Consider the following 13405-nt stretch of genomic DNA (forward strand, 5'->3'; position numbering starts at 1 on the left):
TGAATTGCTTTTTTTCGAAAGGGAGTTGAACATGGCATGGTGTACAGGCTTGTCGCGATTTTTTTCATTCTCCTGACGCTAAGCGGCTGCGGACAATCGCCGCTGAAAGGGAAAATTGAAAAAGTCGGTTTGCTTGTCCCTGATACGATAAGTGATCAAGTATGGGGAACCAAAGGATATAAAGGATTATTAAGAATACAATCCGTCTACAATGTCGACGTCTATTATAAAGAAGGAATCAACAATGATGCGGCCATTAAAATGGCTGTAGAAGATTTTCACAAAAAAGGCGTCAACCTCATCTACGGGCACGGAAGTGAATACGAAAAAGCCTTTAATGAGATATGCAAAGATTATCCTGATATTCATTTTGTTTTAATGAACTCTAAAGCCGAACACCAAAATGTGACAAGCATATCGCTTGAAGGCGAAGCGATGGGATTTTTCGGCGGAATGACGGCGGCCCATCAGTCAAAAACAAAGAAAATCGGAGTCCTCGCAACGTATAAATGGCAGCCTGAAGTAGAAGGGTTTGCAGAAGGAGCAAAATACCTCGATCCGGACATTGAGGTGATGACAGAATATGTCGGCCAGTGGGACGACAGTGAAAATGCCGTCAAACTGTATGAAAAAATGAAGGAGGCAGGCGCGGATGTTGTGTATCCGGCCGGAGACGGGTATAATGTCCCTGTCATTGAACAAATCAAAAAGGACGGGCTGTACGCTATCGGCTATGTAAGCGACCAGTCGGAATTGGGTGAGAATGTCGTTTTGACAAGCACCATACAGCATGTAGACGACGCTTATGAACTCACCGCCGACGAATTTAATAAAGGAACGCTTAAAGGCGGCAAGCGGTCATTTGACATTCAAGAAGGCGTCATCGAGATGGGGAAATTCAGCCCTGTTGTCGATCAGTCATTTCAAGAAGAGATGAAACGGCTGATTGACGAATACAAAAAAACGAACAAACTGCCAAACGAACATTGAGGTGATCAAAGTGCACGAAAAATCGATGGAATTTTTGCAAATTGCTATGAAATACGTTCCGGAAGCGAAGGCAGAGATGGAGAAAGCGGGAATCGAACTTTCGCCGGAAATGCTTGAGCCGTTCATGAACTTGTTTACAAAAGTGATGGCCGAGGCTTACGAGCTCGGTAAAGCGGACGCCGGTTCAGACGCCTGATGGAACGCCCGCAAACGGTTAAAAAGCCACTTTTCAGAAGAAGTGGCTTTTTTATATCTTATTTTTCAAAGCGCTGACCATTGATCCGATTTCTTTAAACACGGGCTTCAGCTCATCGATCGAATCCATGATTTGTCCGACTTGATTTAACACGTGCATGTAATCGGCTTCCTGGGAAACTTCAGCGTCTTCGGCGGTTTCGGTCTCCGCCTCCGGCTCTTCTTCATGCCTGCCGGGTGCGTTTGCACCAAACATCATTTTTGTGAAAAAATCGTCGTTCGCCACTCTTCATCCCCTCCTTTTTCATATATATCACTACTATATGAAGGTTTTGGTCTGCTAGATTAGACGAATATATTGCCAACTAAAAAAAAATAGGGTAGGATTAGTACCAGATACTAATAATTACTCATAACATTAGTTGGAAAAAATCATGAATAAAGGAGTCTTTCCTATGAAAGCTGGAATTATTGGAATCGGCCGGTACATCCCTGAAAAGGTGCTGACCAATTTCGACTTGGAAAAAATGGTTGAAACTTCTGACGAGTGGATTCGTACAAGAACAGGCATAGAAGAAAGAAGAATCGCAGCCGAAGATGAGATGACGTCCGACATGGCTGTCGCCGCCGCGAGAAGAGCGATGGAAGATGCAAACATCGAGGCGGAAGATCTTGATATGATTCTCGTCGCCACCGTTACTCCTGATCAGGCATTTCCGACAGTGTCCTGCATGATTCAAGAAAAGCTCGGTGCATTCAATGCCTGTGCAATGGATATCAGCGCAGCGTGCGCCGGTTTTATGTACGGCTTAGTCACTGGAAAACAGTTTATTGAAGCCGGAACGTATAAGCATGTGCTTGTCATCGGAGTTGAAAAGCTCTCAAGCATTACGGACTGGGATGACCGCAATACCGCTGTTCTGTTCGGAGACGGTGCGGGCGCCGCAGTTGTCGGGCCTGTCAGCGACGATAAAGGGATTCTGTCCTTTGAGCTCGGTGCAGACGGCAGAGGCGGAAAGCACTTGTACTTGGATGAAAAAGATCATACAATCATGAATGGCAGAGAAGTGTTCAAGTTTGCCGTCCGCCAAATGGGTGAATCCAGTGTAAATGTTATTGAAAAAGCCGGATTATCCAAAGAGGATGTCGACTTTTTGGTGCCGCATCAAGCCAACATCCGGATCATGGAAGCGGCGCGCGAACGTTTGGAGCTTCCAGTCGAAAAAATGTCTAAAACGGTTCATAAATACGGAAACACATCAGCTGCTTCTATTCCGATTTCTCTTGTGGAAGAGCTTGAAGCTGGTAAAATAAAAGACGGTGACGTCATTGTGATGGTCGGCTTCGGCGGAGGTTTGACATGGGGAGCCATCGCCATGCGCTGGGGCCGCTAAAAGAAAGGTGAGGTGCAACTTATGAATAGTAAAAGAGTAGTCATTACCGGATTAGGAGCTTTATCACCTCTTGGTAATGACGTCAAAACGAGCTGGAACAACGCGGTCAACGGGGTTTCCGGGGTCGGCCCGATTACAAGGGTGAACGCGGACGAGTATCCTGCTAAAGTAGCCGCAGAACTGAAAGATTTTAAGATAGAAGATTATATGGATAAAAAAGAAGCGAGAAAAATGGACCGCTTCACACAATATGCCGTTGTGTCGGCGAAAATGGCCGTGGAAGACGCGGGGCTCGACATTAACGAGAGCAACGCAGACCGGGTCGGCGTCTGGGTCGGTTCCGGGATCGGCGGCCTTGAAACGCTTGAACAGCAGTTCGAAACATTTTTAACAAAAGGACCGCGGCGCGTCAGCCCGTTCTTTGTACCGATGATGATTCCTGATATGGCGACCGGCCAGATTTCGATCTCTCTCGGTGCAAAAGGGGTCAACTCTTGTACGGTGACAGCTTGCGCAACGGGGACAAACTCAATCGGCGACGCCTTTAAAGTCATTCAGCGCGGCGATGCAGATGTCATGATCTCCGGAGGAACGGAAGCCCCGCTAACAAGAATGTCATTTGCCGGCTTTTCGGCCAATAAAGCGCTCTCCACTAATCCGGATCCGAAAACGGCAAGCCGTCCATTTGACAAAAACCGCGACGGCTTCGTCATGGGAGAAGGAGCGGGAATCGTCGTTCTTGAGGAGCTTGAGCACGCATTAAACCGCGGAGCGACAATCTACGCGGAAGTGGTCGGCTACGGATCAACGGGAGACGCCTATCATATCACGGCTCCTGCGCCAAATGGGGAAGGCGGCGTCAGAGCCATGAAAGAAGCGATCAAAGATGCGGGTCTGTCCCCTGAGCACATTGATTATATCAATGCGCACGGAACAAGCACACCGTACAATGATAAATTTGAAACGATCGCGATTAAAGAAGTGTTCGGAGAGCATGCCTACAAGCTTGCCGTCAGCTCGACAAAATCGATGACAGGGCACTTGCTCGGGGCTGCCGGAGGCATCGAAGCGATTTTCTCCGTCCTTGCCATTAAGGAAGGCATCATTCCTCCGACAATCAATATCGAAACACCTGATGAAGATTGCGATCTGGACTATGTACCGGACAAAGCCCGCCGCCAGGACGTAAATGTTGTGCTCAGCAACTCGCTTGGTTTCGGCGGACACAACGCAACGCTGATTTTCAAAAAATATGAATAACCGCAAATATAAACGGCTGCCATTTTAGATGGTGGCCGTTTTTTTTAGCATGCATACCATACAGATGAAAAAGGAGTGTGATCTAAAATGAGTATAGCAAGCACGTATGAATGGATTGAACAGGCTTCATCCGTGCAGGAATTGTCAAACTTTCTCATTCCGTACTTTAAAGGCGCTTCAAAAGCGGATGCGGCGGCGATTGTCAGCCACCTGCAGACCCACGGCATGTTCCGTTCGTGGACGGACGGTGAGCATACGATGAAGCAGCTTAAGAAAAACGGCGTATTTCAGCATGTCAGACGGGAAGAACAGCTGCTCTGCAAAAGATGGAACGGGCCGGATGTTCCGATTTTCATCCTGCCGGTCGATGAAAGAAACCGCAAAATCCGCGTCGAATTCGGCTCTAAATCAGGCCTTGCGTTCAGCGACAAATTATTTTTGTTTTTATCGGCCGATCTTCCCCGGTCATCGATTTCTGCTATCATGACGCACGAATATAATCACGTTTGCCGGTTAGAAAATATGCCGAAAGAAGAAAATAAGATGACGCTGCTTGATACAATTATTCTCGAAGGCCTTGCAGAATATGCCGTTTTTGAACGGTTGGGGGAAGCTGAAACAGCCGCATGGACGTCATATTACACCGAAAAACAGCTTCGCCATTTTCAAGACCGGTTCGTAAAGCCGCATTTCGAGCTGCGCCGACACGATGGCCGACTATTCTCCAATATTTTATTTGGAAAAGGACATTATCCAGACATGCTCGGATATGCTGTCGGTTACAGTATTGTAAAAAAACATTTATCGGCTCGAAATTTGAAGGTTGCCGATGTTTTAGCCTTTCCGTCAGAAGACTTTATAAAGCTATCGCTTTAAAATACTAAAATTATGGGATTAAATTAATATTATTACAAAAAATCAAAAAACTCCTTGCTTTTGTAATGATTATGTAATAATATACAACTATAAAATTTTAAGATAATTCAGTCATATTAAGAAAATTCTAAAAAAGTAATATATTAGTTTTTTGTGATATTTAACTTCTGGTCTATGGAAGGGGAATCTGGATGAGCGCATTGCTGGAAGTCAATGATTTAAAAACTTATTTTTTCAGAAAAAAGCAGCCGATACCCGCAGTGGACGGCGTCGATTTTTCAATTAAAAAAGGGGAGACCGTGGCGCTGGTCGGCGAATCGGGATCCGGTAAAAGCATCACGTCTCTGTCAATCATGGGACTCGTCGAGGGCTCGGGCGGAAAGATCATGAACGGTTCTATCAAGCTCGAAGGACGGGATCTCGTTACATACAAGGAACAAGATTTATGCAAGATCCGCGGAAATGAAATCTCGATGATTTTTCAGGAGCCGATGACCTCGCTCAATCCGGTTTTGACGATCGGCGAACAAATCACAGAGGTGCTGATCTATCATAAAAAGCTATCGAAAAAAGAAGCCGCCAAAAAAGCGGTAGAATTATTAAAGCTTGTCGGTTTTTCAAGGGCAGGCGAGCTGATGAAAGAATATCCGCACCGGCTGTCGGGCGGCATGAGGCAGAGGGTCATGATCGCCATTGCCTTAAGCTGCAATCCGAAGCTGCTCATCGCGGATGAACCGACAACAGCGCTTGACGTCACCATTCAAGCCCAAGTGCTGGAACTGATGAAAGACCTATGCGACAAATTCGATACCTCCATACTTCTCATTACCCACGATCTCGGCGTTGTGTCCGAAATTGCGGACCGTGTGATCGTCATGTATTGCGGACAAGTTGTTGAAAATGCCACAGTAGACGAACTATTCGATGAACCTCTGCACCCCTATACAAAAGGACTGTTAAACTCCATCCCTGTCATTGAAGGCTCCATTGAAAAATTAACAGCCATTAAAGGAAATGTGCCGACGCCTGACAACCTTCCGGCCGGCTGCCGGTTTGCTCCGAGGTGTCCGAGCGCGGTCGACAAATGCTGGGGAGCGCAGCCGGGCTTGAAAACGCGCCCGGACGGCCGGTCTGTCAGATGTTTTTTATATGAGGAGGGAGAATAAGGGATGACTTCATCAGCTGAACAATTACAGCCCGGACAGGAAATGAACCCACAACAATCCCTTCTGGAGCTGAAAGACATCAAAAAGTACTTTCCGATCCGCTCAGGGATATTTCAGAAAAAAATCGGCGACGTCAAAGCGGTGGACGGCATCAGTTTTTCGCTTAAACGCGGCGAAACGCTCGGCATTGTCGGTGAATCGGGCTGCGGAAAGTCGACCGCCGGACGGACGATGATCCGCCTTTATAAACCGACGGCAGGACAGATCTTTTACAAAGGCCGCGACATTTCAAGTTTGTCGGAAGAAGCGTTGAGAAAGAGCGTCCGCAAAAACATCCAGATGGTTTTCCAAGATCCGTTTGCCTCACTGAATCCGAGAAAAACGCTGCGTTCCATCATCAAAGAACCCTTCAACACGCATCATATGTACAATTTCAAAGAGCGCAACGAAAAAGCCGAAGAGCTTTTGGCTAAGGTCGGGCTGCACCCGTCGTTTGCGAACCGCTATCCCCACGAATTTTCCGGGGGGCAGCGCCAGCGGATCGGAATCGCGCGGGCGCTCGCCTTAAATCCGGAGCTTATTATCGCCGATGAACCGGTATCCGCATTGGACGTGTCAATCCAGGCTCAAGTAATCAACCTGATGGAAGAGCTTCAGGAAGAATTCAATCTGACATATTTGTTCATTTCCCATGATTTGAGCGTCGTCCGCCATATCAGCGACAGGGTCGGTGTCATGTATCTCGGCAAAATGATGGAGCTGACAGACAAGCATGAGCTGTACGACAATCCGCTTCATCCATATACGCAGGCGCTTCTGTCCGCCGTTCCCGTCACTAGGAAGAAAGGCGGGACAAAGCGGGAGCGAATCGTTTTAAAAGGCGAGCTGCCGAGCCCCGCCAACCCTCCGAAAGGCTGTGTATTTCATACGAGGTGTCCGGCCGCAAAAGCGGTTTGCGCGGAAGCCGAACCCGCTTTCAAGGAAGTGAAAACAAACCATTTTGTGGCGTGCCACCTTTACGAATAAAGGGGGAAGCCGTCACATATTAAATCCTTGAGAGGGGGAATGTCTTCTTTAAAAAACGGGGGTCAATCGGGTGGAAAGAAGGACAACAGTTTAATAAGGGGGAATTCATAAAATGAGCAAACGCAAAACAGGATTTTCAATTTTAAGCTTGCTGCTGATCTTATCGATCTTTCTAACGGCCTGTAACAGCGGCGAAGTCGGAGGGGACGAAAAGGAAGGCAAATCTGACGGGAAGCCGCAGCAGGGCGGAGACTTGGTCATCGGTTCTACAGGGGAGCCTACGATGTTCAACACTTTGTATTCAACCGATGCGTCAAGCTCTGATATTGAAGGGTTTATTTTTGACGGCCTTGTCGGCTCTGACACCGATTTAAATCCGACGATGAAGCTTGCTGAAAAAATAGATCAGTCGGAAGACGGCATAACGTATAACGTGACTTTGAAAAAAGGCGTAAAATGGCATGACGGCGAGGACTTTACGGCCGATGACGTCGTGTTTACGTATAACATCCCATTGAGCAAAGACTATGCCGGTGAACGCGGCTCCAATTTTGAAATGATTGATAAAGTGACGAAAAAGGGAGACTACGAGGTTGAATTCAAGCTTAAGCATCCGGACCCTTCATTTTTGCCTGTCTCTTTAAGCTACGGAATCCTTCCTGAGCATATTTTAGGGGACGTGCCGATTAAAGACCTTGGCGAACACGAATTTAACAGGAAAAAACCGATCGGAACGGGACCGTTTAAATTCGTAGAGTGGAAACAAGGACAGTACGTTAAAGTTGAAGCATTTAAAGATTACTACGGTGAAGGACCATACCTTGACACGCTGACATACAAAGTGATTCCGGATGCCAATGCGGCGATCGCCCAGCTTCAGGCTGGAGACATTAATTATTTCGTCGTCCCGGGCACTGATGTGAAGACGGTCGAAAAATTCGATCATGTCAAGCTTGAGTCTGATCTTGGCTTGAACTATTCATACATCGGCTGGAACGAAAAAAATGAGCTGTTTAAAGATAAAAAAATCCGCCAGGCCTTAACCCATGCGATTGACCGCGAATCGATCGTTCAAAATGTTCTGGACGGCGATGGGGAAGTCGCGAATATTCCGGAAAGCCCTGTATCGTGGAACTATCCGAAAGAAGCCGATATTCCGATCTTTGAATACGACCCGAAAAAAGCGAAGAAAATGCTCAAAGAAGCGGGTTGGGAAGATACAGACGGTGATGGCATTTTAGACAAGGACGGCAAAAAGTTCTCCTTTACCATTAAAACGAACCAGGGAAATAAAGTGCGCGAAGATGCCGCAGTTGTCATTCAGCAGCAGCTGAAAGAAATCGGTATCGAAGCGAAGCCGCAAATCGTCGAGTTCAGCGCTTTAATTGAACAAACGAGCGCGCCGAACTGGAATTATGATGCACTCCTGCTCGGCTGGAGCTTGGCGACCTTCCCTGATCAATATGACATCTTCCATTCCAGCCAATCGAAAGCGGGCTTAAATAACATATGGTACAAAAATGAAGAAGTCGATAAGCTTCTCGTCAACGCGAAGAAACTGAAGGACCGAAAAGAATATTCGAAAGCTTACGAGAAAATCTACAAAATGATCGCCGAAGATCAGCCGTATACATTCCTGTTCTATTACAACTACCACCGGGCGATCCCTAAAAACCTGCAAGGCTTCGAATTCCATCCGAAAAACGATTTCTATGAAGTGAACAAATGGTGGCTGAAAAAATAATCTAATATTCTCTAAAAGGGAGAGGGGATGTCCTCTCCCTGCTCTTTAAAATCCATGATAAAAGGGGAATAGAAGATGGTTACATACATTATTCGGAGAACGCTGATGTCGATTCCGATCCTGTTTGGGATTACCATTCTTTCTTTCGCGATCATGAAAGCGGCTCCCGGTGATCCGGTGTCACTGATGGTGGACCCGTCCATCAAACAGGCTGACCGCGAGAAGTTCATCGAAAAATACGGACTGAATGAACCCGAACATATTCAATATTTGAAATGGCTCGGCAATATGGTGAAAGGGGACTTCGGCACATCGATCGTCAGGAAAGGAACGCCTGTTATCGATTTGATTCTTGCCAGGCTTCCCAATACGCTTTTATTAATGCTCGTATCAACGATTTTGGCGCTTTTGATTTCGATCCCGCTCGGCGTGCTCTCGGCAAGGCGGCCCTATTCAAAGCTTGATTACGGCATTACGTTTACGTCTTTTATCGGACTTGCCGTTCCGAACTTTTGGTTCGGTTTAATTTTAATTATGGTGTTATCCGTTAATTTAGGCTGGTTTCCGACCGGGGGCGTGATGACGCTGAATTCGGGCTTTAGTTTGTGGGATCGGATTCATCACTTAATTTTGCCTGCTTTCGTACTCGCCACCGCGGATATGGCCGGGCTTACAAGATATACAAGGTCAAGCATGCTGGATGTGCTGCGCCAGGATTTTATCCGGACGGCGAGAGCAAAAGGTTTTAAAGAAAATCGGGTCGTGTACAAGCATGGACTGCGGAACGGACTGCTCCCGGTTGTAACGATTTTCGGACTGATGATACCATCCTTTATCGGCGGCGCGGTCGTGACCGAACAGATCTTCAGCTGGCCTGGACTCGGGAAGCTGTTTATTGATTCCGCGTTTCAAAGAGACTATCCCGTGATTATGGCGATGACCGTCATATCCGCTGTACTGGTTGTCATCGGCAATCTAATAGCAGACATTCTGTATGCGATCATCGATCCGCGGATTGAGTATTAAGAAAGAGGGGAGTTAATCATGACACAGCCAAATCCACAAGTGCCTTCAGCTGAGATCGGGCTTCAAGAAAACATTTCGCAAAAACCGGAAACGATGACAAAAATCTTTTTCGAGAAGTTTTTCAAAAACAAGCTCGCTGTCATCGGCGGAATTCTCTTGCTTATCATTGTACTGTCGGCCTTGTTTGCACCGCTGATTGCTCCATACCCGCCGGAACAGCAAAATCTCATGAATAAATTAAAAGCGCCGAGCGCGGAGCATTTGATGGGAACGGATAAATTCGGCCGGGATATTTTCAGCCGCCTGCTGTACGGCGCACAAATCTCGCTGCTCGTCGGTTTCGCGTCCGTCCTCGGCTCGATCACCATCGGAACCGTTGTCGGAGCCATCGCCGGCTATTTCGGCGGAATCATTGATGCCATTTTGATGAGAATTGTTGATATTATATTATCCATACCTGACATCTTTCTGTTAATCACGCTGGTCACTATCTTCCAGCCGGGCATAGATAAACTGATTTTAATATTTGCCTTGACGAGATGGACGACGACGGCGCGCCTCGTGCGGAGCGAGTTTTTGTCCTTGAGGTCGAGGGAGTTCGTCTTGGCGGCGAAAACGATCGGCACAAGAAATTACAAAATCATTTTTTCTCATATTCTTCCGAATGCGATGGGGCCAATTATCGTTGCCGCGACGCTTTCCGTCGGTACCGTAATCCTTGCGGAATCGGCATTAAGCTATCTTGGATTCGGGGTTCAGCCGCCGATGGCAAGCTGGGGCAATATGCTTCAGGACGCACAGAACTTTACGATTATGATCCAGGCGTGGTGGTACCCTCTGTTCCCGGGCCTGATGATCCTGCTCACTGTGCTGTGCTTTAACTTCTTAGGAGACGGACTCCGCGATGCGCTTGATCCGAAGAATATTAAATAAAAAGCTGAGGGGTGCCGCCCTTGGCTTTTTTTGATTGTAATTGCCATAATCTCAGCCGGTTGGAATAAATTCCTTCCCCCTTGCCTATACTGTGGACAACAGTTTTTATTAAAAGTGAGGGGTTAGAAATGTTGTTTCTTCATGATGTGTGGGTGAATTGGTTTGAGGGAGAAGAAAATGGCTACAACGTCTGCCACTTTCATGAATGGCGGAAGGAAGACAGTGTTGAATTGCTTGACCAGGTGCCTTTGTTAAGGGTGTCGTCTGTTTTGTTTCACTACATAGAAAATGATTTGTCAGAGCTTCCGGCCGAATTATTAAACGATGTTCATCAAAAAGCGTATATTCGCAAAAATCATGAGCGGACACAGCTTGATCATTGTTTCGTCGTAACGGATGGCATTGGTATTCTCGCGGTCGATACGGCCGGTTATACAATACCGGTAAGAAAAAGCCGCCTCATCCCGAGACAGGAGCAGCTCGTTTATGAAATGGTGAAGGACGTTGAAGCGGATACTTACGAGTTTGCACCAGAGAAGCTGCAATCTTCCAAGGAATACCACATTTTATCCTTATCACCGGAGCATGTCAGAGGATTAACGAGAAAAGAACGCCAGCTCAAACAGCTGCTGTTCATGGCGCTCGATCAGCTCAAAGGGCTTCAAAACCGAGCCGAAATCGCCTATTGGTACACCGAATGGAACCCGTATATGTATGAACAGATCAAGCGCATGACATTTGAAGAGATTTGGGACATGCTTTTCAATGAGACGATCGACGGGTGGTCAGACAAGCACAGGGACTTTTGTGAAAATTTGATTAAAGGACAGCCGTTTTTTGAAAAGCTTTGGGAAATTGAGAATGAGTCTAAAGTCAACTAAATGAAGAATCAAGACTGCCGGGAGTGCGGCGGTCTTTTTATTTGCAAAAGTGAAAATCCTATATTGAAAAATAAAAAATGTGAGCTGTCTTTCTGACAAAGCGGTCAATGAAGGACTGTAGATATGTGTTTTGAATCATTTATTATAGGAGTATCGTGATCCGAAGGCAGGTGAATTCGGAGCGGCGGCTGTTCTCTATGAAAAACACCTTCTGATTATCGAACAATCAGAAGGTGTTCTTGGATCAGCGTCTTTTTCGGCCAAGCCCCATTGCATTTTCCATTTTTTTCAGCATCTTGTTTGCTGTTTGATTTGCGCGTTCTGCGCCTTCGTCCAAAATCCGGTCCAGCTCTTCAGATTCGATCAATTCGTGGTAACGGTCTTGAATCGGCTTCAGCGCGCCGATAACGACTTCGGCGAGGTCTGATTTAAATTCGCCGTAGCCTTTGCCTTCGTATTTTGCTTCAAGCGCTTCGATTGAAACTTGTCCGAGAATCGAATAGATCGTCAGAAGGTTGGATACACCGGGCTTGTTTTCTTTATCATATTTGACGATTCCGTCGGAATCTGTGACAGCGCTTTTGATTTTTTTCTCGAGCTGTTTTGGTTCATCGAGCAGGGTGATGAACGCTTTTTGGTTCGGATCGGATTTGCTCATTTTTTTGAGCGGGTCGGCAAGCGACATAATGCGGGCGCCGACTTTCGGTATTTTAACCTCTGGAACCGTGAAGATGTCATTGTATTTCTTATTGAAACGCTCCGCCAAATTCCGGGTTAATTCAAGATGCTGCTTCTGATCTTCGCCGACAGGGACGACGTCTGTTCCATAAAGCAGGATATCGGCCGCCATTAATGGAGGATATGTCAAAAGCCCGGAGACGACGGCTTCTTTTCCGGCTGATTTATCCTTGTACTGCGTCATGCGCTCAAGCTCGCCGATGTAGGCGACGCACTGAAGCATCCATCCCGCCTGAGCGTGTGCAGGCACTTCCGATTGGATAAACAGCGTCGCTTTTTTCGGATCGAGGCCGATCGCCAAATACAGCGCGGCAAGGTTCCGGATGTTCTTTCTCAGCGCGAGCCGGTCCTGCGGGACTGTGATCGCGTGCTGATCGACGATGCAGAAGTAACAGTTGTAGTCATCCTGCAAGTCGACAAACTGCTTCATCGCTCCAATATAGTTGCCGAGGGTGACAGAGCCGCTCGGCTGGATACCGGAAAAAATCGTTTTTTTCATGTGAATCCCTCTTTCCATTTCAAAATAAAAAGGCCCATTCTTCCCTTAAAAGAAAAGGGACGAATGAACCGTGGTGCCACCCTGATTATTTCATTATGGTCAAAATGAAATCGCTCTAGACGTTTGTAACGGAGTCTTCTCCGGCTGAGCCTACTTATCCGTGTTCGGTCAGCTGCTCCGAAGCCCATTCCACATTCGCCATTATCCGCTCCCAGCACCGCGGACTCTCTTTAAATGGGGAGAAATGTGTACTCTTCTTCTTCATCGCATGTTATTCATAATTTTATTATATATAAATTTTAAATGAAAGTCGACAGCCTCGGGGAAAAGAAAACGAATACCGGGCTGAATAAAGTTGGCGCGGCAGCATCTGGTTCGATATAAAGAATGGTTAATGTTATACGTGTAAAACGTTTTAACCTGTAAAACATTAACTTTCCTTTTAATGTGGTTACGCTTTAAAACAGAGAAGTGTATTTGTACATTTGGCAGAAAACCTGACAATCATAAATAGTTTGAATAAAAAAATAATTGAAAATTAATATTGCAATAAATTATTCTATTAATTATAATGAATTTGTTCACCTCGGTGTTACAGGTTTCTTACATAACAAATATTCAGAAAAGACGAAACAGAGGAAAAAGTATGGCAAGTGGGCCTATTACTTTTTTATGAT

At 46.4% G+C, this 13405-nt stretch carries 13 protein-coding genes and 1 other annotated feature; of the genes, 11 read left to right on the plus strand and 2 right to left on the minus strand.

The window, feature by feature from the left end:
- The first annotated feature begins 36 nt into the window (after positions 1-36).
- Both MKX80_RS06460 and MKX80_RS06465 read left to right on the plus strand, forming a co-directional pair.
- Positions 37-990 carry a BMP family ABC transporter substrate-binding protein gene (locus MKX80_RS06460; protein WP_073426282.1) on the plus strand — a complete coding sequence of 318 codons (954 nt, stop codon included), beginning with the start codon at positions 37-39 and terminating at the stop codon, positions 988-990.
- A 25-nt stretch (positions 991-1015) separates the two neighbouring features.
- On the plus strand, positions 1016-1186 hold the full coding sequence (locus MKX80_RS06465) for a ComZ family protein (protein WP_073426311.1): 171 nt from the start codon (positions 1016-1018) through the stop codon (positions 1184-1186).
- A gap of 51 nt (positions 1187-1237) precedes the next feature.
- Here MKX80_RS06465 and MKX80_RS06470 read toward each other — a convergent pair whose 3' ends face one another.
- Entirely contained in the window at positions 1238-1471 is a 234-nt protein-coding gene (locus MKX80_RS06470) for a hypothetical protein (protein ID WP_154997989.1), read from the minus strand.
- Between the two features lie 169 nt (positions 1472-1640).
- Here MKX80_RS06470 and MKX80_RS06475 point away from each other — a divergent pair, with 169 nt between their 5' ends.
- The 9 genes from MKX80_RS06475 to MKX80_RS06515 all read left to right on the plus strand — a co-directional run bounded on the left by MKX80_RS06475 (position 1641) and on the right by MKX80_RS06515 (position 11491).
- Positions 1641-2579: a beta-ketoacyl-ACP synthase III gene (locus tag MKX80_RS06475; protein ID WP_073426284.1), complete on the plus strand. Its 939-nt coding sequence runs from the start codon at positions 1641-1643 to the stop codon at positions 2577-2579.
- Between the two features lie 21 nt (positions 2580-2600).
- Positions 2601-3839, plus strand: a complete 1239-nt coding sequence (fabF, locus tag MKX80_RS06480; RefSeq protein ID WP_073426285.1) for a beta-ketoacyl-ACP synthase II — start codon at positions 2601-2603, stop codon at positions 3837-3839.
- 87 nt (positions 3840-3926) lie between these two features.
- Positions 3927-4715 (plus strand): DUF2268 domain-containing protein, encoded by a 789-nt coding sequence (locus MKX80_RS06485; RefSeq protein ID WP_268328656.1) that lies wholly within the window; start codon positions 3927-3929, stop codon positions 4713-4715.
- A 191-nt stretch (positions 4716-4906) separates the two neighbouring features.
- Positions 4907-5881 carry an ABC transporter ATP-binding protein gene (locus MKX80_RS06490; protein WP_075753440.1) on the plus strand — a complete coding sequence of 325 codons (975 nt, stop codon included), beginning with the start codon at positions 4907-4909 and terminating at the stop codon, positions 5879-5881.
- Positions 5882-5923: 42 nt separating this feature from the next.
- Positions 5924-6907 (plus strand): dipeptide ABC transporter ATP-binding protein, encoded by a 984-nt coding sequence (locus tag MKX80_RS06495; protein WP_216929470.1) that lies wholly within the window; start codon positions 5924-5926, stop codon positions 6905-6907.
- Positions 6908-7019: 112 nt separating this feature from the next.
- Positions 7020-8651, plus strand: coding sequence for a peptide-binding protein (locus tag MKX80_RS06500; RefSeq protein WP_182070870.1), 1632 nt, complete (start codon positions 7020-7022; stop codon positions 8649-8651).
- A 75-nt stretch (positions 8652-8726) separates the two neighbouring features.
- Entirely contained in the window at positions 8727-9677 is a 951-nt protein-coding gene (locus tag MKX80_RS06505; protein ID WP_182070869.1) for an ABC transporter permease, read from the plus strand.
- Positions 9678-9695: 18 nt separating this feature from the next.
- Positions 9696-10610 carry an oligopeptide ABC transporter permease gene (gene opp4C / locus MKX80_RS06510; RefSeq protein ID WP_075218384.1) on the plus strand — a complete coding sequence of 305 codons (915 nt, stop codon included), beginning with the start codon at positions 9696-9698 and terminating at the stop codon, positions 10608-10610.
- A gap of 128 nt (positions 10611-10738) precedes the next feature.
- Positions 10739-11491: a YjbA family protein gene (locus MKX80_RS06515; protein WP_182070868.1), complete on the plus strand. Its 753-nt coding sequence runs from the start codon at positions 10739-10741 to the stop codon at positions 11489-11491.
- 244 nt (positions 11492-11735) lie between these two features.
- Here MKX80_RS06515 and trpS read toward each other — a convergent pair whose 3' ends face one another.
- Positions 11736-12728 (minus strand): tryptophan--tRNA ligase, encoded by a 993-nt coding sequence (gene trpS, locus MKX80_RS06520; RefSeq protein WP_182070867.1) that lies wholly within the window; start codon positions 12726-12728, stop codon positions 11736-11738.
- Between the two features lie 52 nt (positions 12729-12780).
- Positions 12781-13002 (minus strand) — a binding site (T-box leader).
- Positions 13003-13405 lie beyond the last annotated feature (403 nt).

It is taken from the genome of Bacillus sp. FSL K6-0972, from assembly GCF_037976035.1.
Taxonomy (GTDB): domain Bacteria; phylum Bacillota; class Bacilli; order Bacillales; family Bacillaceae; genus Bacillus; species Bacillus haynesii.

What these genes read in the sequence shown, in the direction of transcription:
- MKX80_RS06460 (WP_073426282.1), top strand. Translation starts at nt 37, where the DNA reads ATGGTGTACAGGCTTGTCGCGATTTTTTTCATTCTCCTGACGCTAAGC.
- MKX80_RS06465 (WP_073426311.1), top strand. Translation starts at nt 1,016, where the DNA reads ATGGAATTTTTGCAAATTGCTATGAAATACGTTCCGGAAGCGAAGGCA.
- MKX80_RS06475 (WP_073426284.1), top strand. Translation starts at nt 1,641, where the DNA reads ATGAAAGCTGGAATTATTGGAATCGGCCGGTACATCCCTGAAAAGGTG.
- fabF (WP_073426285.1), top strand. Translation starts at nt 2,601, where the DNA reads ATGAATAGTAAAAGAGTAGTCATTACCGGATTAGGAGCTTTATCACCT.
- MKX80_RS06485 (WP_268328656.1), top strand. Translation starts at nt 3,927, where the DNA reads ATGAGTATAGCAAGCACGTATGAATGGATTGAACAGGCTTCATCCGTG.
- MKX80_RS06490 (WP_075753440.1), top strand. Translation starts at nt 4,907, where the DNA reads ATGAGCGCATTGCTGGAAGTCAATGATTTAAAAACTTATTTTTTCAGA.
- MKX80_RS06495 (WP_216929470.1), top strand. Translation starts at nt 5,924, where the DNA reads ATGAACCCACAACAATCCCTTCTGGAGCTGAAAGACATCAAAAAGTAC.
- MKX80_RS06500 (WP_182070870.1), top strand. Translation starts at nt 7,020, where the DNA reads ATGAGCAAACGCAAAACAGGATTTTCAATTTTAAGCTTGCTGCTGATC.
- MKX80_RS06505 (WP_182070869.1), top strand. Translation starts at nt 8,727, where the DNA reads ATGGTTACATACATTATTCGGAGAACGCTGATGTCGATTCCGATCCTG.
- opp4C (WP_075218384.1), top strand. Translation starts at nt 9,696, where the DNA reads ATGACACAGCCAAATCCACAAGTGCCTTCAGCTGAGATCGGGCTTCAA.
- MKX80_RS06515 (WP_182070868.1), top strand. Translation starts at nt 10,739, where the DNA reads ATGTTGTTTCTTCATGATGTGTGGGTGAATTGGTTTGAGGGAGAAGAA.
- trpS (WP_182070867.1), bottom strand. Translation starts at nt 12,728, where the DNA reads ATGAAAAAAACGATTTTTTCCGGTATCCAGCCGAGCGGCTCTGTCACC.